The 20,589-nt window shown below is 35.7% G+C and carries 23 protein-coding genes; 22 read left to right on the top strand and 1 reads right to left on the bottom strand.

Going from position 1 to position 20,589, the window contains the following annotated elements:
- Positions 1–77: 77 nt before the first annotated feature.
- The 3 genes from EGX96_RS02535 (at position 78) to EGX96_RS02525 (ending at position 2,815) form a co-directional block, all read left to right on the top strand.
- Positions 78–1,289 carry a pyridoxal phosphate-dependent aminotransferase gene (locus EGX96_RS02535; RefSeq protein ID WP_000688108.1) on the top strand — a complete coding sequence of 404 codons (1,212 nt, stop codon included), beginning with the start codon at positions 78–80 and terminating at the stop codon, positions 1,287–1,289.
- Between the two features lie 125 nt (positions 1,290–1,414).
- Complete coding sequence (gene codY, locus EGX96_RS02530) at positions 1,415–2,200, top strand: GTP-sensing pleiotropic transcriptional regulator CodY (protein ID WP_001133183.1); 786 nt, start codon at positions 1,415–1,417, stop codon at positions 2,198–2,200.
- 66 nt (positions 2,201–2,266) lie between these two features.
- Positions 2,267–2,815, top strand: coding sequence for a cysteine hydrolase family protein (locus tag EGX96_RS02525; protein ID WP_000158740.1), 549 nt, complete (start codon positions 2,267–2,269; stop codon positions 2,813–2,815).
- Between the two features lie 46 nt (positions 2,816–2,861).
- Here the strand turns inward: EGX96_RS02525 and EGX96_RS02520 are convergent, their stop codons facing one another.
- On the bottom strand, positions 2,862–3,827 hold the full coding sequence (locus tag EGX96_RS02520; RefSeq protein WP_000153115.1) for a 3-hydroxyacyl-CoA dehydrogenase: 966 nt from the start codon (positions 3,825–3,827) through the stop codon (positions 2,862–2,864).
- Between the two features lie 245 nt (positions 3,828–4,072).
- Between EGX96_RS02520 and EGX96_RS02515 the strand changes: the two genes are divergently transcribed.
- The 19 genes from EGX96_RS02515 (at position 4,073) to EGX96_RS02425 (ending at position 20,525) form a co-directional block, all read left to right on the top strand.
- Entirely contained in the window at positions 4,073–4,645 is a 573-nt protein-coding gene (locus EGX96_RS02515; protein WP_306536365.1) for a helix-turn-helix transcriptional regulator, read from the top strand.
- A 10-nt stretch (positions 4,646–4,655) separates the two neighbouring features.
- A complete protein-coding gene (locus tag EGX96_RS02510) occupies positions 4,656–5,486 on the top strand; it encodes a pyruvate, water dikinase regulatory protein (RefSeq protein WP_000390093.1) in 831 nt (276 codons plus the stop codon).
- Between the two features lie 12 nt (positions 5,487–5,498).
- Positions 5,499–8,144, top strand: coding sequence for a pyruvate, phosphate dikinase (gene ppdK / locus EGX96_RS02505; RefSeq protein WP_000448266.1), 2,646 nt, complete (start codon positions 5,499–5,501; stop codon positions 8,142–8,144).
- A 137-nt stretch (positions 8,145–8,281) separates the two neighbouring features.
- A complete protein-coding gene (gene gatC / locus EGX96_RS02500; RefSeq protein ID WP_000703032.1) occupies positions 8,282–8,584 on the top strand; it encodes an Asp-tRNA(Asn)/Glu-tRNA(Gln) amidotransferase subunit GatC in 303 nt (100 codons plus the stop codon).
- Complete coding sequence (gatA, locus tag EGX96_RS02495) at positions 8,584–10,050, top strand: Asp-tRNA(Asn)/Glu-tRNA(Gln) amidotransferase subunit GatA (RefSeq protein WP_000009530.1); 1,467 nt, start codon at positions 8,584–8,586, stop codon at positions 10,048–10,050. The genes gatC and gatA overlap by 1 nt, the downstream gene beginning before the upstream one ends.
- Complete coding sequence (gene gatB, locus EGX96_RS02490; protein ID WP_001008627.1) at positions 10,050–11,492, top strand: Asp-tRNA(Asn)/Glu-tRNA(Gln) amidotransferase subunit GatB; 1,443 nt, start codon at positions 10,050–10,052, stop codon at positions 11,490–11,492. Before gatA ends, gatB begins: the two co-directional genes overlap by 1 nt.
- Before the next feature lie 129 nt (positions 11,493–11,621).
- A complete protein-coding gene (locus tag EGX96_RS02485) occupies positions 11,622–12,536 on the top strand; it encodes a DMT family transporter (RefSeq protein ID WP_000161968.1) in 915 nt (304 codons plus the stop codon).
- A 116-nt stretch (positions 12,537–12,652) separates the two neighbouring features.
- A complete protein-coding gene (locus tag EGX96_RS02480; protein ID WP_000020580.1) occupies positions 12,653–13,180 on the top strand; it encodes a YqeG family HAD IIIA-type phosphatase in 528 nt (175 codons plus the stop codon).
- On the top strand, positions 13,180–14,298 hold the full coding sequence (gene yqeH / locus EGX96_RS02475; RefSeq protein WP_000391739.1) for a ribosome biogenesis GTPase YqeH: 1,119 nt from the start codon (positions 13,180–13,182) through the stop codon (positions 14,296–14,298). The genes EGX96_RS02480 and yqeH overlap by 1 nt, the downstream gene beginning before the upstream one ends.
- Positions 14,299–14,390: 92 nt before the next feature.
- The gene (gene yhbY / locus EGX96_RS02470) at positions 14,391–14,708 is read left to right on the top strand and encodes a ribosome assembly RNA-binding protein YhbY (RefSeq protein WP_123957815.1); all 318 of its coding nucleotides are present in this window, start codon (positions 14,391–14,393) and stop codon (positions 14,706–14,708) included.
- Positions 14,709–14,837: 129 nt separating this feature from the next.
- Entirely contained in the window at positions 14,838–15,470 is a 633-nt protein-coding gene (locus EGX96_RS02465) for a nicotinate-nucleotide adenylyltransferase (protein WP_001162767.1), read from the top strand.
- Positions 15,467–16,054, top strand: a complete 588-nt coding sequence (gene yqeK / locus EGX96_RS02460) for a bis(5'-nucleosyl)-tetraphosphatase (symmetrical) YqeK (protein WP_000221169.1) — start codon at positions 15,467–15,469, stop codon at positions 16,052–16,054. Before EGX96_RS02465 ends, yqeK begins: the two co-directional genes overlap by 4 nt.
- 62 nt (positions 16,055–16,116) lie before the next feature.
- The gene (locus EGX96_RS02455; RefSeq protein ID WP_000128173.1) at positions 16,117–16,638 is read left to right on the top strand and encodes a cysteine hydrolase family protein; all 522 of its coding nucleotides are present in this window, start codon (positions 16,117–16,119) and stop codon (positions 16,636–16,638) included.
- Between the two features lies 1 nt (position 16,639).
- Positions 16,640–16,996 carry a ribosome silencing factor gene (gene rsfS / locus EGX96_RS02450; protein ID WP_000136424.1) on the top strand — a complete coding sequence of 119 codons (357 nt, stop codon included), beginning with the start codon at positions 16,640–16,642 and terminating at the stop codon, positions 16,994–16,996.
- A 65-nt stretch (positions 16,997–17,061) separates the two neighbouring features.
- Positions 17,062–17,796, top strand: a complete 735-nt coding sequence (locus tag EGX96_RS02445; protein ID WP_000257073.1) for a class I SAM-dependent DNA methyltransferase — start codon at positions 17,062–17,064, stop codon at positions 17,794–17,796.
- A 22-nt stretch (positions 17,797–17,818) separates the two neighbouring features.
- Entirely contained in the window at positions 17,819–18,070 is a 252-nt protein-coding gene (locus EGX96_RS02440; protein ID WP_000583229.1) for a hypothetical protein, read from the top strand.
- On the top strand, positions 18,067–19,176 hold the full coding sequence (locus EGX96_RS02435; RefSeq protein ID WP_000218985.1) for a nucleotidyltransferase: 1,110 nt from the start codon (positions 18,067–18,069) through the stop codon (positions 19,174–19,176). Before EGX96_RS02440 ends, EGX96_RS02435 begins: the two co-directional genes overlap by 4 nt.
- 92 nt (positions 19,177–19,268) lie before the next feature.
- Positions 19,269–19,982 (top strand): MerR family transcriptional regulator, encoded by a 714-nt coding sequence (locus EGX96_RS02430; protein WP_000859559.1) that lies wholly within the window; start codon positions 19,269–19,271, stop codon positions 19,980–19,982.
- A gap of 138 nt (positions 19,983–20,120) precedes the next feature.
- Positions 20,121–20,525 (top strand): cupin domain-containing protein, encoded by a 405-nt coding sequence (locus EGX96_RS02425; protein ID WP_000675692.1) that lies wholly within the window; start codon positions 20,121–20,123, stop codon positions 20,523–20,525.
- Positions 20,526–20,589: the final 64 nt, after the last annotated feature.

Raw genomic sequence — 20,589 nt, 5'->3', positions numbered from 1 at the left:
TAATCGCTTGATAAACCGCAGTAAAAGTTTCAATTTTGAGAATATTTGTTTTATAATGGAAGATACGAGGTATTTTTATGAAGATATTTGATAAATCAATGAAGCTGGAACATGTAGCTTATGATATTAGAGGCCCTGTTTTAGAAGAGGCGGACCGCATGAGGGCAAATGGTGAAAAGATATTGCGGTTAAATACTGGAAATCCAGCTGCCTTTGGCTTCGAAGCGCCAGATGAAGTCATTCGTGATTTAATTACGAATGCGCGTGAATCAGAAGGTTACTCTGATTCGAAAGGTATTTTTTCAGCTCGTAAGGCTGTTATGCAGTATTACCAGTTACAAAACATCCATGTTGACATGGATGATATATACATTGTTAATGGTGTTAGTGAGGGAATCTCTATGTCAATGCAAGCTTTGCTTGATAATGATGACGAGGTTCTAGTTCCAATGCCAGATTACCCGTTATGGACAGCTTGTGTTAGCCTTGCTGGTGGAAATGCTGTGCATTATATTTGTGATGAGGAAGCTAATTGGTATCCTGATATTGATGATATCAAATCAAAAATCACATCCAAAACAAAAGCAATTGTCCTCATTAATCCAAATAATCCAACTGGAGCAGTCTATCCGCGTGAAATTCTGCAAGAGATTGTGGATATCGCTAGACAAAATGACTTGATTATTTTTTCAGACGAGGTTTATGACCGTTTAGTTATGGATGGAATGGAGCATATCCCAATTGCTTCTATTGCAGAGGATATTTTTACAGTTACTTTATCTGGCTTATCTAAATCACATCGCATCTGTGGTTTCCGCGTTGGTTGGATGGTATTGTCTGGTCCGCGACAACATGTTAAAGGTTATATTGAAGGTTTGAATATGTTAGCTAACATGAGGCTGTGTTCAAATGTTCTTGCTCAACAGGTTATTCAAACATCGTTAGGCGGACAGCAATCTATTGATAGTATGTTGTTGCCAGGAGGTCGTATCTACGAGCAACGTAATTATATCCATAAAGCAATTAATGAAATACCTGGTTTATCTGCTGTAAAACCAAATGCTGGACTGTATCTTTTCCCTAAAATTGATACAGATATGTACCGTATTGATAATGATGAAGAGTTTGTGCTTAATTTCTTAAAACAAGAAAAAGTATTACTAACACACGGTAGAGGATTTAATATGAATACCGCTGACCATTTTAGAATTGTTTACTTACCACGTGTTGATGAATTGACTGAACTACAAGAAAAAATGGCTCGCTTTTTAAGCCAATACAAGCGCTAGAATGAATTTTTATTAGATAAACATTAAATTAACAATAGAAGTTCTTAAAATGTACTGATATCGATTTGCAAAAGCTAAAATGCTTTGATATAATTGTAACGCAAAACATACAAAGGATGAAGGAAATGCCGAATTTATTAGAAAAAACTAGAAAAATTACATCCATCTTACAGCGTTCCGTAGATAGCTTAGATGCCGAACTACCATATAATACAATGGCGGCTCAATTAGCTGATATTATTGACTGTAACGCATGTATTATTAATGGTGGTGGTAACTTACTTGGCTATGCCATGAAATATAAAACAAACACTGACCGTGTGGAAGAATTTTTTGAAACAAAACAATTCCCAGATTACTATGTTAAATCTGCTAGTCGTGTTTATGATACAGAAGCTAACTTATCAGTAGATAATGATTTGTCAATTTTCCCAGTTGAGACAAAGGAAAACTTCCAAGATGGTATTACAACAATCGCTCCAATTTATGGTGGTGGAATGCGCTTGGGAACATTTATTATCTGGCGTAATGATAAAGAATTTAGCGACGATGATTTGATTTTAGTTGAAATTGCAAGCACCGTTGTTGGTATTCAATTACTTAACCTTCAAACAGAAAATCTAGAAGAAAATATTCGTAAACAAACAGCGGTGACAATGGCTATCAACACTCTATCTTATTCAGAAATGAAAGCTGTAGCTGCTATCTTAGGAGAATTAGATGGACTTGAAGGACGCCTAACGGCATCTGTTATTGCAGACCGTATTGGAATTACACGTTCCGTTATTGTAAATGCTCTTCGTAAATTGGAGTCTGCGGGAATCATTGAGAGCCGCTCACTCGGTATGAAGGGAACATACCTCAAAGTTATTAACGAAGGTATTTTTGACAAATTAAAAGAATATAATTAATCATAGCATGGGACTGGGAGTAGCTTTCAGTTCCTTTTTTGAAATCAAGAGGAGATAAGAAGAAAAATGACAAAAGCACTCATCTCAATAGACTACACATATGATTTTGTGGCAGATGATGGGAAATTAACGGCAGGTAAACCAGCGCAATCTATCGCTTCAGCTATAGCTGACGTTACAGAGAAAGCATACCGGTCAGGGGATTATATTTTTTTTGCGATTGATAATCATGATATTGGAGATGTTTTTCATCCAGAGAGCAATCTTTTTCCTGAGCATAATATTAAAGGGACTTCTGGTAGAAACCTATATGGTCCTTTGGGAACTCTATATGAAACTATTAAGGAAGATAGTCGTGTTTTTTGGATAGATAAGCGTCATTATTCTGCCTTTTCTGGCACTGATTTAGATATTCGCCTACGTGAAAGACGAGTAGATACTTTGATATTGACAGGAGTATTGACAGATATTTGTGTATTACACACAGCAATTGATGCTTATAACTTAGGTTATAAAATTGAGGTCCCAGCAGCAGCTGTAGCTAGCTTAAATGATAGTAATCATCAATGGGCTTTAAATCATTTTAAAACTGTTCTTGGTGCAACTATTCTTTAGTTGAATTATAAAAGAGGTTAGATTTTTATCTAACCTCTTTTATAGTTTAGTCGTAATCATAAAAGCCGTGTCCAGCAGCTTTACCGGTACGTCCTTTATCAATGAATTCTTCTTTAAGCATTTTTGCAAGGTGAGCATGAAGACTATTAGGATCGCTGTTGGTATCTGAATAATTCTTCATGATATTATAAGCGGTATCGATGCCAATAATATCTAAAATTTCTAAAGGTCCCATCGGTGCTCCTGTTCCTAACTTCCAGGTTTTATCAATAGTTTCAGAATCAGAAACCTTATCATAGTACAATGCTAGTGCACTCTCTAAGAATGGAACTAGTATTGAATTAAGAATATAGCCAGGTTGTTCTTTATGAATATGTAAAGGCACCATACCAATATCTTTTGAGAATGCCAAAGCTTCTTTGATAACCTCGTCGTCAGTTCCCTTATGTCCCATAATTTCAACAATATTATTTTGCCAAATATTGTTAGCGAAATGCATTGCTAAAAATTTGTCAGGCCGTCCTGTTATATCAGCAAACTGACTTGGAACAAGTGTTGAAGAATTTGTTGCAAAGATTGTCTTTGAAGGTGCCACTTTAGCTAATTGTTTATAAAAATCTTCTTTTATACTAACTGTTTCTGGGACAGCTTCGATTACTAAATCGGCGTCACTTACAGCTTGGTCTAAGTTTTTTGAAAAAGTAATTTGGTTTGGTAAATCAGCAATCAAGTCTAATGAATCGGCAACTTTTGAAAGAAAAATATGGTCTAAGCTAGGCAATAAGTTTTTATTATACTTGATACTTTTAGCTTTATCACTATATGCTTCTTTTGCTGTTTCAATTTCTGATTGATAGACTTTAGCTAATTTTTTGATGCGTTCTTTTCCCTTATTTAAAGCTTCATCGTTAATGTCATATATGGTGACAGACATTCCTTTGTAAGCTGCTTGAAAGGCGATTTGACTACCTAGAACGCCACTTCCTGCAACAGTGAGATTTTTAATTGTCATATTACAACCTCCGATACTTATATTCGAAAACGTTTTCGAAGAAAGTTTAACAAAAGATATGTCTAAAAGCAAATATATAGTATGATTATTTTTAAAATAGTATCTTTTTTTACTTGATTTCAGTAAAAAAAGATATATAATATAACATATAAAATAAATAGTATACAATATATAAAGAAGGTGATCTTATTCAATTAAATCAAAGGCAAGAAAGAATTATTGATATTATCAAACAGTTTCAGCCCATTACTGGTGAGCTAATAGCTGAGAAATTAGGAGTAACAAGAGCAGCACTAAGGTCTGATTTGGCGGTTTTAAGTATGCTAGGTATCATAGATGCAAAACCTAAGGTTGGTTATTTTTATTTAGGACAGTATCATGCTTCAATAGGGACAAGTCATTTTGAAAAGATGACAGTTTCAGAAATTATGGGGATCCCTCTGACAGTTCATCAAAAAGATTCAGTTTATGATGTTATTGTACATATTTTTATGGAAGATGCTGGTTGTGCTTTTATCTTGGATGATGATGATTTTCTCTGTGGAGTCGTGTCACGTAAAGATTTACTAAAAATCAGTATTGGCGGAGGAGATCTTTCTAAAATGCCAATAGGAATGGTGATGACACGTATGCCACACGTGACAACTGTTTTAGAAAATGAAAGTCTTTTTGCGGCAGCTGATAAATTAGTGAGCAGAAAAGTGGATAGTCTCCCTGTCGTTCGTCATGATAAGCAATATCCCGAAAAATTTAAAGTGATCGGGAAATTATCTAAAACAATCCTCGCTAGTTTGTTTTTAGAAATAAGAGATTATTAGGAGGAAACTGATGGAAGATCAACTCACTATATTTATTATTTCAGATTCTTTAGGGGAAACAGCCAAAGCTATTGCGAAAGCATGTTTGTCACAATTTCCAGGACATGATGATTGGCATTTTCAACGTTTTTCCTATATTAACAGTCAGGAACGCTTAGAACAAGTTTTTGAAGAGGCTAGCCAGAAGACAGTATTTATGATGTTTAGTTTAGTTGATGTTGCTTTGGCTTCCTATGCACAGAAACGATGTGAAAGTGAACATTATGCTTATGTTGACTTATTAACAAATGTTATTCAAGGAATATCAAGGATATCGGGTATAGATCCTTTGGGAGAACCAGGGATTTTACGACGCTTAGACAATGATTATTTCAAAAGAGTAGAATCAATAGAATTTGCAGTAAAATATGATGATGGGAGAGATCCGCGAGGTATTTTACAAGCAGATTTAGTTATTATAGGAATTTCAAGAACTTCTAAAACACCATTAAGTATGTTTTTAGCAGATAAAAATATTAAAGTTATTAATATTCCTTTGGTTCCAGAGGTTCCTGTTCCTAAAGAATTACGTATGATTGATTCTAGAAGGATTATCGGACTAACTAATTCGGTTGATCATCTTAATCAAGTCCGAAAAGTTCGATTAAAGTCCTTAGGTCTTTCTAGTACGGCAAATTATGCCAGTTTAGAACGGATTTTGGAGGAGACGAGGTATGCTGAAGAAGTTATGAAAAATTTAGGTTGCCCAATCATTAATGTATCTGATAAAGCAATCGAAGAAACAGCAACGATTATTTTAGAAATCTTAAAAACAAATGGACAAGTAGCTAAAAATCTGTAAAAGGAGACGCTGATGGAAACTAAGTTTGTGTATCATTTTGATGAAGGTTGTAAGGAAATGAAGGAACTGCTAGGTGGTAAGGGGGCTAATCTAGCTGAAATGACGAGTATTGGGTTACCGGTACCACAAGGTTTTACTATTACAACACAGGCTTGTAATGATTATTATGATAACGCTTGCCATATCCGAGAGAGTATTCTTAGTCAAATTGATCAAGCAATGGCACAATTGGAGGTTGAACAGAACAAGCAATTAGGAAGTGTTGATGATCCTTTGTTGGTGTCAGTTCGGTCAGGATCAGTTTTTTCAATGCCTGGTATGATGGACACAGTTTTAAATTTAGGGTTAAATGATCGTAGTGTCCAAGGTTTAGTGAAAAAGACAGAAGACGAGCGTTTTGCTTATGACAGTTATCGTCGTTTTATCCAAATGTTTGCAGATGTGGTTACAGGCATTCCAAAATATAAATTTGATACCATTTTAGATCGACTTAAGACAGATAAATGTTATCAAGATGACACAGAACTAACTGGTTCAGATTTAAAGAGACTTGTTGAATTTTACAAGGAACTATATCAAAAAGAAGCAGGAGAAAAATTTCCGCAAGATCCTAAAAGGCAGCTTTTGTTAGCAATTGAGGCAGTTTTTAAATCATGGAATAATCCAAGAGCTAAGATTTATCGTAAATTAAATGATATTCCGGAGACGCTTGGGACAGCCGTTAATATCCAAGCTATGGTTTTTGGGAATATGGGAAATAACAGCGGAACGGGAGTTGCTTTTACACGAAACCCATCAACTGGAGCAGCAAATTTATTTGGTGAGTATTTGATTAATGCACAAGGAGAAGATGTTGTTGCAGGTATCAGAACACCACAATCCATATCAAAATTGGCAGAACAAATGCCTATTATTTACCAAGAGTTTGTAAGCGTTACCCAAAAGTTAGAAGCTCATTATCGCGATATGCAAGATATGGAGTTTACAATTGAAAATGGTAATCTTTATATGCTTCAGACGAGAAGCGGTAAGCGTACAGCGAAGGCAGCTATCAAAATAGCAGTAGATCAAGTAAATGAAGGCCTAATTAGTAAAGAAGAAGCTATACTACGTATCGAGCCCAAACAATTAGATCAGTTATTACACCCTTCTTTTGACTTGAAAAGTTTAAAGAAAGCTATTATTTTGACGACAGGACTTCCAGCTTCTCCTGGAGCTGCTTATGGGAAAGTTTATTTCCATGCAGAAGATGTTGTTAAAGAGATGAAAAAGGGAAATCCAGTGCTATTGGTCAGACAAGAGACATCACCTGAAGATATCGAGGGGATGGTTAGTGCAAACGGGATTATAACAGCAAGAGGCGGAATGACTTCCCATGCGGCAGTAGTAGCCAGAGGAATGGGGAAACCATGCGTTGCAGGCTGTAGTCAATTATTGGTTGATGAAGTAAGACGAGAAATTTCTATTGGGCATCAAACGATAAAAGAAGGTGAGATGTTATCAATCGATGGTGCTACAGGAAATGTTTATATAGGACAAGTTCCGATGGCAGAGACTAGCGTAGATCGTGATTTTGAGATATTTATGAAATGGGTAGATGAAAATCGAGATATGATGGTGTGTTCAAATGCAGATAATCCGAGAGATGCTCAAAAGGCCTTGGACTTTGGAGCAGAAGGAATAGGTCTTTGTCGCACGGAACATATGTTTTTTGACGATGAACGTATTCCAGTCGTTAGAGAAATGATTTTAGCGGATGAAATATTGAGCCGAAGGAAGGCTCTAGAAAGGCTTTTATCTTTCCAAAGAGACGATTTTTATCAAATTTTTAAAGTATTGAAAGGTAAAGCTTGTACGATTCGTTTGCTTGACCCTCCTTTACATGAATTCTTACCCCATGATAAAGAGTCTATAGAATCTATGGCAAGACAAATGGGGATATCTACTTTAGCTATTGAAAAACGGATTCAAACATTAGAAGAATTCAACCCTATGTTAGGTCATCGTGGTTGTAGACTTGCGATTACCTATCCGGAAATTTACCAAATGCAGGTGAGAGCTCTTGTACAAGGCGCTATACTTGCAATGAAAGAGGGATATGAGGCAAAGCCAGAAATTATGATTCCTTTAGTGACAGCGCATGAAGAAATCTCTATAATACGTGATCTGATTGAAGAGACAATTGTTGAGGAGAGTAAATCTAAAAAAATTAACTTATCATTCCCTATTGGGACAATGATTGAAACACCAAGAGCTTGTATGATAGCGGATGATATTGCAAAGTTTGCGGATTTCTTTAGTTTTGGGACCAATGATTTAACACAAATGAGCTTTGGATTTTCACGAGATGATGCTGGAAAATTCTTAGGAGAATACGTTGATAAAGGACTTCTAAAAAAAGACCCTTTCCAAGTTTTAGATCAAAAAGGAATAGGAAGGTTTATTGGGCAGGCAGTGAGGTTAGGAAAAGAAGTTAAGCCAAACCTTAAAATAGGTATCTGTGGAGAGCATGGTGGAGAACCATCATCTATTGAGTTCTGTTACCAACTGGGGTTACATTATGTATCGTGTTCGCCGTTTAGGATTCCTATTGCTAAATTAGCGGCTGCACAGGCTAAAATCAAACAAAGCAGAAATGATATAACAATAGATAAATAAACAGTAAACGCTTCTTATCATAGGTAAGAAGCGTTTATTATGAAAAGCTGGGATAATGTGATAACATTGAGAGTTTAATATGCTATAATAGTAGAGACTATCTTAAAACGAAAATGATACAGAGATAAGGAGAACTCATGAAAATTTCTGAAGAAGAAGTGCGTCATGTTGCCAATCTGTCAAAATTGCGCTTTTCTGATCAAGAGACTAAAGAATTTGCGTCAAGTTTGTCAAAGATTGTTGATATGATTGAACTCTTAAATGAAGTTGACACAGAAGGCGTACCAGTAACAACGACCATGGCAGATCGCAAAACCGTGATGCGTGAAGATATTGCTCAACCAGGCCATAATCGTGATGACTTATTTAAAAATGTACCACAGCATCAAGATTATTATATTAAAGTACCTGCAATTCTTGAGGATGGAGGAGATGCCTAATGTCGTTTAATAATCAATCAATTGATCAGTTGCATGATTTTCTCGTTAAAAAAGAAATTTCAGCAACTGAATTAACAAAAGCTACATTGGAAGATATTCATGCGCGTGAACAAGCGGTTGGATCTTTTATTACTATTTCTGATGAGATGGCAATAGCTCAAGCCAAAGAAATTGATGATAAAGGAATTGATGCTGATAATGTTATGTCAGGTATTCCCTTAGCAGTTAAAGATAATATTTCAACAAAGGGGATTCTTACAACAGCTGCTTCTAAAATGCTCTATAACTATGAGCCAATCTTTGATGCTACGGCTGTTGAAAAGTTATATGCTAAAGATATGATTGTGATTGGTAAAGCAAACATGGATGAATTTGCCATGGGAGGCTCTACAGAAACATCTTATTTTAAAAAGACAAATAACGCTTGGGACCATAGTAAAGTTCCGGGAGGATCATCAGGTGGTTCTGCAGCAGCAGTAGCTTCAGGACAAGTACGTTTATCATTGGGCTCTGATACAGGTGGTTCAATTCGCCAACCGGCTTCATTTAATGGAATCGTTGGTATGAAGCCAACTTACGGACGTGTATCACGCTTTGGTTTGTTTGCTTTCGGTAGTTCGCTTGACCAGATTGGACCGATGTCTCAAACAGTAAAAGAGAATGCACAGCTTTTGACAGTTATTTCTGGGTATGATGTAAGAGATTCAACTTCTTCTGAGCGTACTGTAGGCGATTTTACTGCTAAAATTGGTCAAGATATTCAAGGAATGAAAATTGCTTTACCAAAAGAATATTTGGGAGAAGGAATAGCGCAAGGAGTTAAAGAAACGATTATTAAGGCCGCAAAACATCTGGAAAAACTAGGTGCAGTTATTGAGGAAGTTAGTTTACCGCATTCTAAATACGGTGTTGCTGTTTATTATATTGTTGCTTCATCGGAAGCTTCTTCAAACTTACAACGTTTTGATGGTATTCGTTATGGATACCGTACAGAAAATTATAAAAACTTGGATGATATCTATGTCAATACACGATCTGAAGGTTTTGGAGACGAAGTTAAGCGTCGCATTATGCTGGGAACGTTCAGTTTATCTTCTGGGTATTACGATGCTTATTATAAAAAAGCAGGTCAAGTTCGTAGTTTGATTATTCAAGATTTTGAAAAAGTTTTCGCAGATTATGACTTGATTTTAGGTCCAACAGCTCCAACAACAGCCTTTGACTTAGATTCTTTAAATCACGATCCAGTTGCAATGTACCTAGCTGATATTCTAACAATACCAGTTAATTTGGCTGGTTTACCAGGTATTTCAATCCCTGCTGGTTTTGATCAAGGTCTACCGGTTGGTATGCAGTTGATTGGTCCGAAATTCAGTGAAGAAATAATATATCAGGTTGCTGCTGCCTTCGAAGCAACGACAGATTATCATAAACAACAACCTAAAATTTTTGGAGGTGAGAACTAATGAATTTTGAAACAGTCATTGGACTTGAAGTCCATGTTGAATTAAATACGAACTCTAAAATTTTCTCACCTTCTTCCGCTCATTTTGGTCAGGAACAAAATGCTAATACAAATGTAATTGACTGGTCTTTCCCAGGTGTCCTTCCAGTCATGAATAAAGGAGTTATTGATGCAGGAATCAAGGCGGCACTTGCCTTGAATATGGATATCCATCAAAACATGCATTTTGATCGTAAAAATTATTTCTATCCAGATAATCCTAAAGCTTATCAAATTTCACAGTTTGATGAGCCTATTGGTTACAATGGTTGGATTGAAATCGAATTAGAAGATGGTACACGAAAAAAAATTCGTATTGAGCGTGCCCACCTCGAAGAAGATGCAGGAAAAAATACACATGGGACAGATGGTTATTCCTATGTTGACCTTAATAGACAAGGTGTTCCACTGATTGAAATTGTATCAGAAGCTGATATGCGTTCTCCTGAGGAAGCTTATGCTTATTTGACAGCTCTCAAAGAGATTATCCAATATACTGGAATTTCTGACGTTAAAATGGAAGAAGGTTCTATGCGTGTAGATGCCAATATTTCACTTCGTCCTTATGGTCAAGAAGAGTTTGGTACTAAAGCAGAACTTAAGAACCTTAACTCATTCAATAATGTACGTAAAGGTTTGATACATGAAGAAAAACGTCAAGCACAAGTTTTACGATCTGGTGGTCAAATTCAGCAAGAGACTCGTCGTTTTGATGAAACAACAGGTGAGACTATTTTGATGCGTGTCAAGGAAGGCTCATCAGATTATCGCTATTTCCCTGAACCAGATTTACCACTATTTGATATCTCGGATGAATGGATTGATCAAGTTCGTTTAGAATTACCAGAATTTCCACAGGAACGTCGTGCGAAATATGTATCGTCTTTTGGTCTATCATCTTATGATGCTAGCCAATTAACAGCTACAAAAGCAACTTCTGATTTCTTTGAAAAAGCTGTTGCTATTGGGGGTGATGCAAAACAAGTTTCCAATTGGTTACAAGGAGAAGTGGCGCAATTTCTTAACAGTGAATCAAAATCAATCGAAGAAATTGGTCTGACTCCTGAGAATTTGGTTGAGATGATTGGCTTGATTGCTGACGGTACAATTTCATCCAAAATTGCTAAAAAAGTTTTTGTGCATTTAGCTAAAAATGGTGGTTCAGCTGAAGAATTCGTTAAAAAGGCTGGTTTAGTTCAAATTTCAGATCCTGAAGTATTAATCCCAATTATTCATCAAGTCTTTGCAGATAATGAAGCTGCTGTGATTGACTTTAAGTCAGGAAAACGCAATGCTGATAAGGCCTTCACAGGTTATCTAATGAAAGCAACAAAAGGACAAGCTAATCCACAAGTTGCTCTGAAGCTGTTAGCGCAAGAATTAGCAAAATTAAAAGAAGAATAGAAATCAGCCTTTTGGCTGGTTTTTATTCGCTAATTTAGCACGAACACCTAGGGATAAATAATTAAGAAGCTAAGATATTTATCAGATGACTTTAACTACAGTGTTTAAGAAATAAAAATGAGGGGAAAAATGACTAAAAAGGAAAAAGGAACAATGATGACCTTAGCTGCCGGACTAGCATGGGGCATTTCTGGAATTAGTGGTCAATACTTGATGTCGCACGGAGTACACGTTAACCTTTTGACTTCTTTACGATTGTTGATAACAGGTATCTTTCTCTTGTCTTTAGCTAGATCAAAACAAAAGGAGCATTTAGTAGCAGCGTGGAAACAGCCAAAATTTTTAAAGCAGGTTTTACTTTTTTCTATATTTGGTTTAGTTTTAAATCAATATGCTTTTCTCAGAGCGATTCATTTAACAAATGCTGGAACTGCAACGGTTTTGCAATATATGGCACCAATACTTATTTTGAGTATTGTTTGTATCCTAAACAGACAAAGACCAACATCTTTTGAAATAATAGCAATTGCTATGGCAATTTTAGGAACCTATATGATTGCAACGCATGGGAAGTTAGGAAGTTTAGCTATCACACCGAAAGGATTAATGTGGGGGCTTGGTTCCGCCATTACTTATTCTATTTATATTTTATTACCTGTGAAACTTATTCATGAATGGGGAAGTACGATTGTTATTGGTTCAGGAATGTTTATAGGTGGGATTTTATTTAGTTTGGTGACAAAAGCGTGGCAATACCCCTTACAAATTAATGTGATGAGTATACTTGCTTATATTGGCATTATTGGTATTGGGACTATTTTTGCTTACACTTTTTTCCTTAAAGGGGTTAGTATTGTAGGTGCTGTCAAGGGTAGCTTATTAGCATCGGTAGAGCCAGTTTCTTCGGTATTTTTGACAGTACTTGTTTTAGGAGAAATTTTTTATCCAATAGATTTACTTGGGATGCTGTTTATTTTTCTTGCTGTAACTCTAATCTCTTACAAAGATTTAATTGCATTGAAGAAAATGAAACGAGTAAGATAGTATCTTTTGGGGTTGAAACCCTAATTTAAAGGTCTTTAAAGACCTTTTTTCTTTACTCGCTATCTCTTAAGAATTATGGTAGAATGAATAGTAAAATATATTTTTTGGAGATGAAATTGAGTATAGATGATTATAGGCCGACCTTCGTGGTTGAGGCAGTTTATGATTTAAGAGCAGAAGATTTATTACGTCATGGCATTCGTGCGGTTTTAGTTGATTTAGATAATACACTCATTGCTTGGAATAATCCAGATGGTACTGCTGAGGTGCGTGCATGGTTAGATGAGATGACAACAGCGGATATTTCAGTTGTAGTAGTGTCTAATAACAATCATGCTCGCGTAGAACGTGCAGTATCACGTTTTGGTGTGGATTTTGTAAGTCGTGCGATGAAACCATTTACTCGTGGTATAAACATGGCAATTGAGCGTTATGGCTTTGATCGTGACGAGGTGATTATGGTTGGAGATCAATTGATGACAGATATTCGTGCTAGTCATCGCGCAGGAATAAAGTCCGTATTGGTAAAACCAATTGTTAAATCTGATGCTTGGAATACCAAGTTCAATCGCTTACGTGAACGTCGCGTTTGGAAAAAAATAGAAGAGAATTACGGTAAAATCGTATATCAAAAAGGAATTTAATGGAAGAGTTATTTTGTATTGGCTGCGGAGCCAGGATTCAAACTGAAAATAAAGATGCTGCTGGCTATACACCTCGTGCAGCACTTGAAAAAGGTTTAGAGACAGGAGAATTATACTGTCAGCGTTGTTTCAGATTGCGCCACTATAATGAGATTACTGACGTTCATATCACTGATGATGAATTTTTGAAATTACTACATGAGGTTGGAGATAGTGATGCCCTTGTGGTGAATGTCATTGATATTTTTGATTTCAATGGTTCAATTATTCCTGGTCTTAGTCGTTTCGTTGCAGGAAACGATATTCTTTTAGTAGGAAATAAAAAAGATATTCTTCCCAAATCGGTTAAAGATGGAAAAGTAACACAATGGTTAACTGAGAGAGCTCATGAAGAGGGGCTTCGTCCTGTTGATGTCATCTTGACAAGTGCCCAAAATCATCATGCTATTAAGGATTTGATTGATACGATTGAAAAGTATCGTCATGGTCAAGATGTTTATGTTGTTGGGGTTACTAATGTTGGAAAGTCAACTCTTATTAACGCTATTATTCGTGAAATTACTGGTAGTCGTGATGTTATTACGACCTCACGTTTCCCAGGTACAACGTTAGATAAAATAGAAATACCTCTTGATGATGGTAGCTATATTTTTGATACCCCGGGTATTATTCATCGTCATCAAATGGCTCATTATTTGACAGCAAAAAATCTTAAATATGTTAGTCCTAAAAAAGAAATAAAACCCAAAACTTATCAGCTTAATTCAGAACAAACATTATTCTTGGCTGGCCTAGCACGTTTTGATTTTATTTCTGGTCAAAAACAAGGTTTTACGGCATATTTTGATAATAACCTGAATTTACACCGCACTAAACTAGTTGGAGCAGATGAATTTTACACTAAACATGTTGGAAAATTATTGACACCACCAACAGGTAAGGAAGTTTCAGATTTTCCTAAATTAGTTCGTCATGAATTTACAATCAAAGATAAAATGGATATTGTTTATTCGGGTCTTGGTTGGATACGTGTGAAATCAGAAGCAGAAAATCCAGTAGTAGTAGCTGCTTGGGCTCCAGAAGGCGTGGCAGTTGTTTTACGCAAAGCTTTAATTTAATAACTAAATTAACCAGCAACATATGACGGTTTTTCATCTAATTTAGCTGATGATACAGTCATAATCCTATAATAGATAAAAAGGAAACTAATATGTTAACATCTAAACAACGTGCTTTCTTAAAATCAGAAGCACATTCTATGAAAACCATTATTCAAATTGGGAAAAATGGTTTAAATGATCAAATCAAAACAAGCGTACGTAATGCACTCGATGCACGTGAGCTAATCAAAGTAACCCTTTTACAAAATACCGATGAAGATATCCACGATGTCGCTGAAGTTCTGGAAGATGAAATTGGCTGCGATACTGTCCTTAAAATAGGACGTATCTTGATTCTTTATAAAGAGTCAGCGCGCAAAGAAAATCGTAAAATTTCAGTTAAAGTAAAAGCAGTAAAATCAAACTAAACTACAATAGATTAAGAAATAGAGTATAGAACTAAAAAACGATTTACCTAAGTTACACTTCCGTATGATAGCTGATCATGATAATCAGTGTTTGTTTTTTTAGAGATACTACTTGTTCATGGAGGAATTATGGCACTCGAATTGCTAACACCATTTACAAAAGTTGAATTAGAAGAGAAAAAGCGAGATACTAACCGAAAACAAATTGGAATTATGGGAGGAAATTTTAACCCTGTTCATAACGCCCACCTTGTTGTTGCAGATCAAGTACGTCAGCAATTGTGTTTAGACCAAGTTCTGTTGATGCCTGAATTTCAGCCACCACATATTGATAAAAAAGAGACAATTGATGAACAGCATCGTCTCAAGATGCTTGAATTAGCAATAGAAGGCATTGATGGTTTATCTATTGAACCAATTGAAATTGAACGTAAAGGTATCAGCTATACATACGATACGATGAAGCTTCTAATTGAAAAAAATCCAGATGTTGATTATTATTTCATTATTGGGGCAGATATGGTGGAATATCTACCTAAGTGGCATCGTATTGATGAACTTGTTAAAATGGTGCAGTTTGTTGGTGTTCAACGTCCAAAATATAAAGCTGGTACATCATATCCCGTTATTTGGGTGGATCTGCCATTGATGGATATCTCATCAAGTATGATTCGTCAATTTATTAAAAGTAATCGTCAGCCCAACTATTTACTGCCTAGAGAGGTATTAGATTATATCAGGAAAGAAGGTCTTTACAAATGACCTACAAAGATTACACAGGTTTAGATCGGACTGAACTTTTGAGTAAAGTGCGTCATATGATGTCCGACAAACGTTTTAATCATGTGTTAGGAGTAGAGCGTGCTGCAATAGAGTTAGCAGAACGGTATGGTTATGACAAGGAAAAAGCGGGTCTAGCTGCTTTATTACATGATTATGCTAAGGAACTATCTGATGATGAATTTCTTAGATTAATTGATAAATACCAACCAGATCCCGACCTAAAAAAATGGGGTAATAATATTTGGCATGGTCTTGTTGGCATTTATAAAATACAAGAGGATCTAGCTATCAAAGATCAAGATATTTTAGCTGCTATTGCAAAACATACTGTTGGTTCAGCCCAAATGTCCACATTGGATAAAATCGTTTATGTAGCAGATTACATTGAACACAATCGAGATTTTCCAGGAGTTGAAGAAGCTCGTGAGTTAGCGAAAGTTGACCTTAATAAAGCAGTAGCTTATGAGACTGCTAGAACAGTTGCGTTTTTAGCAAGTAAGGCTCAGCCTATCTATCCTAAAACGATTGAAACCTATAATGCTTATATACCTTATCTCGACTAATTCTTTTATTGAATAATGGTCATGATAGGTTTGGCGATGCAGTGGTCATTTTGGAGGAAAGTATGACTTGTGCACTTTTACTAATTGATATCCAACAAGGTATTATGGATAAGAAACCAAAGCATTTAACAAATTTTGCAGTGCTTTTAGATGATTTACTTTTAAGTGCCAAAGGTTCTAATTGTGAAGTGATATGGATAAGGCATCATGATAAGGAATTGCCTCAAGGTTCTCCACAGTGGGAAATTTGGGAACAGCGACATCTTGTGACGCATCACAAAATAATTGATAAAACTTACAATAGTTGTTTTAAAGATACTCATTTACATGATTACTTGCAAAGTAAGCATATTAGTCAATTAATCATGATGGGACTTCAAACAGAATACTGTTTTGATACATCAGTAAAAGTTGCTTTTGAATATGGTTATGATATCTTTATTCCACAAGGTGGACACCTAACATTTGATACACCAACTTTAAGTGGGGATTCTATTAAAAAACATTACGAGAATATTTGGCATCATCGTTTTGCGACAATGGTAGCAAAAGATAGCTTATTGAAATTAATAAACGAGGAATAAAATGACAGAAAAAGACTTACTACAGCTAGTCGTTAAGGCTGCGGATGAAAAACGAGCAGAAGATATTGTAATTTTAGATTTACAGCCTGTAACGAGTGTTGCAGATTACTTTGTGATTATGAGTGCAAGTAATAGTAGGCAGTTAGAAGCAATCGCAGACAATATCCGTGAACAAGTAAAAGGAAATGGTGGGGATGCTAGCCACCTTGAAGGCGATAGTAAAGCTGGTTGGGTACTTCTTGACCTCAATAGCGTCGTGGTTCATATCTTCTCTGAAGATGAGAGACAGCACTATAACCTTGAAAAACTTTGGCATGAAGCACCATTGCTTGATGCTGAAGTCTTTATGACAGAATAAAGCTAAGCAGTCTTGGGACTGCTTTTTGAGAGATGTAATATCAAGAAAGATTTGAGAACTATTATATGGCAACGTATGAAACTTTTGCAGCTGTTTATGATGCTGTCATGGATGATACTTTATATGCTAAATGGACTGATTTTTCACTTCGTCATTTTCCAAAAGGTAAGAAAAAACTTTTGGAATTAGCATGTGGTACGGGAATTCAGTCTGTTCGATTTGCACAAGCTGGTTATGCTGTTACAGGACTTGATCTTAGTGGCGATATGCTGAAACTTGCCAAAAAACGTGCAACTTCTGCTCACCAAAGTATCCAGTTTATTGAAGGAAATATGTTAGATTTATCTAATGTTGGTAAATATGATCTCATCACGTGCTATTCAGACTCTATTTGTTATATGCAAGATGAAGTCGAGGTTGGTGATGTTTTTATCGAAGTCTATAAGGCCTTAGAAGAAAATGGCGTCTTTATTTTTGATGTTCATTCGACTTATCAAACAGATAAAGTATTTCCTGGTTATTCTTATCATGAAAATGCAGATGACTTTGCTATGGTGTGGGATACTTATGAAGATGATGCACCTCATTCTATTGTCCATGAATTAACATTTTTTGTTCAAGAAGAAGATGGTCGATTTACACGTCATGATGAAGTTCATGAAGAGCGTACTTATGATATTTTGACTTATGATATTTTACTTGAACAGGCAGGTTTTAAAGATGTTAAGGTGTATGCAGATTTTGAAGATAAAAAACCAACTGCAACTTCTGCTCGCTGGTTTTTTGTAGCTCATAAATAAGTAATAATTTGGAGGTAAAAAGATGATAATATTCTTATACGCTTGTCTGATGATATTTGGGATACTTTATATTATTGAACGTCGGGTAAGTCAGAAAAAGTCTAAAGTTATTTTGGAATTATTGATGAACCCTAAACTTCATTTGGATTTATTATCGGCATTAAAACCATTTGAAAAAGAAACAGATCGTCTCATATACCTTCGTAAAACTTATCACCTAGATATTATTGATGCTGTTACTTTAAATAATCAATTGAAAGAGAAAGAAGTATGACAGTTACAGGAATTGTTGCCGAATTTAATCCCTTTCATAATGGGCATAAGTACCTTTTAGAACAAGCTCAAGGCATAAAAGTAATAGCCATGTCGGGTAATTTTATGCAACGTGGTGAGCCGGCGATTGTAGATAAATGGACCCGTTCCCAGATGGCACTAGAAAATGGTGCTGATTTAGTGATTGAACTCCCTTTTCTGGTTTCGGTACAGTCAGCGGATTATTTCGCTAGTGGAGCTGTGTCTATCCTGGCACGATTAGGTGTGGATAACTTATGCTTCGGTACCGAAGAAATGCTTGATTATGCCCGTATTGGGGATATTTATGTGAATAAAAAAGAGGAGATGGAAGCTTTTTTGAAAAAACAATCGGATTCTCTTTCCTATCCACAAAAAATGCAAGCTATGTGGCAAGAATTTGCAGGGATTACATTTTCGGGACAAACCCCAAATCACATTTTAGGCTTAGCCTACACCAAAGCAGCTAGCCAAAATGGTATTCGATTAAATCCGATACAACGTCAAGGAGCTGGTTATCATTCATCAGAAAAAACAGAGATATTTGCTTCTGCAACAAGTCTTCGTAAACATCAATCTGATCGTTTCTTTGTAGAAAAAGGTATGCCTAACAGTGACTTGTTTTTGAATAGTCCACAAGTAGTTTGGCAAGATTATTTTAGTTTACTCAAATATCAGATAATGACGCATTCTGATTTGACACAAATTTATCAAGTGAATGAAGAGATAGCCAATCGTATAAAAAGTCAAATTCGTTATGTGGAGACTGTGGATGAGTTAGTTGATAAAGTCGCAACTAAACGGTATACCAAAGCAAGAATTCGACGTTTATTAACCTATATCTTGATAAATGCTGTGGAAAGTCCTATACCAAATGCTATTCATGTCTTAGGTTTTACACAAAAAGGTCAACAGCATTTAAAGTCTGTGAAGAAGTCTGTGGATATCGTGACGAGGATTGGTTCACAAACGTGGGATAGTTTGACGCAACGAGCAGATTCTGTTTATCAGATGGGAAATGCTAATATAGCAGAGCAAACATGGGGACGTATCCCTTTTTATCAACCTGTTAGTCAAAGTGACCTTTGATTTAAGCTTTATAAATTAATCATCACAAAATAATATTTTTCCCTTGACCCTTACTTAACGTTATACATTATACTCTTTACAGAGAGGTTATTATGAAAACAGTTAAAGAAATAAGTCACATTTCTGGTATTAGTGTGCGCACACTTCATTATTATGATGAAATAGATTTGTTATCTCCTTCATTTGTAGGAGAGAATGGTTATCGTTACTATGATGATGAATCACTGATTAAGTTACAAGAAATTTTGTTATTTAAGGAACTGGAATTTCCTCTTAAAAAAATAAAAGAGATAATGGATAGTCCAAATTATGATCGTAATCAAGCACTTCTTGATCAAATTAGGTGGCTGGAACTAAAGAAACAGCGACTAGAAGAAGTAATTGAACATGCAAAGTCTATCCAGAGGGGTAAAAATATGTCAGATTTTACAGCTTATAATCAAGAAGAATTAGAAGCATTTCAAGAGGAAGCTAGAACACGCTGGGGGGATACAGATAGTTACAAAGAATTTGAAAATAGCCATAGTAAGAATGATTTTTCAATGATTTCACAAGCTATGAGTCAGATTTTTAAAGACTTTGGACAGTTGAAAGAACTTTCTCCGACAGATGAGAAAGTTCAAAAACAAGTTCAGATTTTACAAGATTATATCACAGCTCAGTTTTACAACTGCACTAACGATTTATTAGCAAGTCTTGGAATAATGTACATCCAAGATGAGCGTTTCCAAAAGTCTATTGATAATTGGGGAGGCCAGGGAACAGCATTATTTGTTTCTAAAGCTATAGATAGCTATTGTCATTAGGCTATATTTTAGGTTTGCAATGAAATGATAGGAATCAAGGAACAGTAGATATTATTAAAAATGTCAGACTCTTATCTAAATTTTTGACAGTAAGGAGCAAAAAGAGTAGACTGTAGGCATAGAAAGGTAGGTATCGTTATGAAAGGATTTCATGGGAATATCGAAAAATTGACACTAGGAAATACAAATTTCCGCCAAGTCCTCTATACCGCAGAACATTGTCAACTCGTTTTAATGACACTGCCTGTTGGTGGAGAAATTGGTAGCGAGATTCATGCAGAAAATGATCAGTTTTTCCGTTTTGAAGCTGGTCATGGTAAGGTTGTCATTGATGGTAATGAATATGAAGTTGCAGATGGAGACGCTATAATAGTTCCGGCAGGTGCTGAACATAACGTAATTAACACTTCTGAAACTGAGATGTTAAAACTCTATACAATTTACAGTCCAGCTCATCACAAAGATGGTATTATCCGTGCCACAAGAGAAGAAGCTGAAGAAAATGAAGAAGATTTTGATGGAGTTACTACTGAAACTAAATAATACTAGACTAAAAAGCGCTATGTCAATAGCGCTTTTTAGCTTAATAGTAGTCATTTCTTGGAGA

Source organism: Streptococcus sp. FDAARGOS_520 (assembly GCF_003812685.1).
In the GTDB taxonomy this organism is placed as follows: Bacteria; Bacillota; Bacilli; order Lactobacillales; family Streptococcaceae; genus Streptococcus; species Streptococcus agalactiae.
The sequence above is the reverse complement of the archived record's forward strand: the minus strand, read 5'-3'. Positions and strand labels throughout refer to the sequence as shown.

What these genes read in the sequence shown, in the direction of transcription:
- EGX96_RS02535 (WP_000688108.1), top strand. Translation starts at nt 78, where the DNA reads ATGAAGATATTTGATAAATCAATGAAGCTGGAACATGTAGCTTATGAT.
- codY (WP_001133183.1), top strand. Translation starts at nt 1,415, where the DNA reads ATGCCGAATTTATTAGAAAAAACTAGAAAAATTACATCCATCTTACAG.
- EGX96_RS02525 (WP_000158740.1), top strand. Translation starts at nt 2,267, where the DNA reads ATGACAAAAGCACTCATCTCAATAGACTACACATATGATTTTGTGGCA.
- EGX96_RS02520 (WP_000153115.1), bottom strand. Translation starts at nt 3,827, where the DNA reads ATGACAATTAAAAATCTCACTGTTGCAGGAAGTGGCGTTCTAGGTAGT.
- EGX96_RS02510 (WP_000390093.1), top strand. Translation starts at nt 4,656, where the DNA reads ATGGAAGATCAACTCACTATATTTATTATTTCAGATTCTTTAGGGGAA.
- ppdK (WP_000448266.1), top strand. Translation starts at nt 5,499, where the DNA reads ATGGAAACTAAGTTTGTGTATCATTTTGATGAAGGTTGTAAGGAAATG.
- gatC (WP_000703032.1), top strand. Translation starts at nt 8,282, where the DNA reads ATGAAAATTTCTGAAGAAGAAGTGCGTCATGTTGCCAATCTGTCAAAA.
- gatA (WP_000009530.1), top strand. Translation starts at nt 8,584, where the DNA reads ATGTCGTTTAATAATCAATCAATTGATCAGTTGCATGATTTTCTCGTT.
- gatB (WP_001008627.1), top strand. Translation starts at nt 10,050, where the DNA reads ATGAATTTTGAAACAGTCATTGGACTTGAAGTCCATGTTGAATTAAAT.
- EGX96_RS02485 (WP_000161968.1), top strand. Translation starts at nt 11,622, where the DNA reads ATGACTAAAAAGGAAAAAGGAACAATGATGACCTTAGCTGCCGGACTA.
- yqeH (WP_000391739.1), top strand. Translation starts at nt 13,180, where the DNA reads ATGGAAGAGTTATTTTGTATTGGCTGCGGAGCCAGGATTCAAACTGAA.
- yhbY (WP_123957815.1), top strand. Translation starts at nt 14,391, where the DNA reads ATGTTAACATCTAAACAACGTGCTTTCTTAAAATCAGAAGCACATTCT.
- EGX96_RS02465 (WP_001162767.1), top strand. Translation starts at nt 14,838, where the DNA reads ATGGCACTCGAATTGCTAACACCATTTACAAAAGTTGAATTAGAAGAG.
- yqeK (WP_000221169.1), top strand. Translation starts at nt 15,467, where the DNA reads ATGACCTACAAAGATTACACAGGTTTAGATCGGACTGAACTTTTGAGT.
- EGX96_RS02455 (WP_000128173.1), top strand. Translation starts at nt 16,117, where the DNA reads ATGACTTGTGCACTTTTACTAATTGATATCCAACAAGGTATTATGGAT.
- rsfS (WP_000136424.1), top strand. Translation starts at nt 16,640, where the DNA reads ATGACAGAAAAAGACTTACTACAGCTAGTCGTTAAGGCTGCGGATGAA.
- EGX96_RS02445 (WP_000257073.1), top strand. Translation starts at nt 17,062, where the DNA reads ATGGCAACGTATGAAACTTTTGCAGCTGTTTATGATGCTGTCATGGAT.
- EGX96_RS02440 (WP_000583229.1), top strand. Translation starts at nt 17,819, where the DNA reads ATGATAATATTCTTATACGCTTGTCTGATGATATTTGGGATACTTTAT.
- EGX96_RS02435 (WP_000218985.1), top strand. Translation starts at nt 18,067, where the DNA reads ATGACAGTTACAGGAATTGTTGCCGAATTTAATCCCTTTCATAATGGG.
- EGX96_RS02430 (WP_000859559.1), top strand. Translation starts at nt 19,269, where the DNA reads ATGAAAACAGTTAAAGAAATAAGTCACATTTCTGGTATTAGTGTGCGC.
- EGX96_RS02425 (WP_000675692.1), top strand. Translation starts at nt 20,121, where the DNA reads ATGAAAGGATTTCATGGGAATATCGAAAAATTGACACTAGGAAATACA.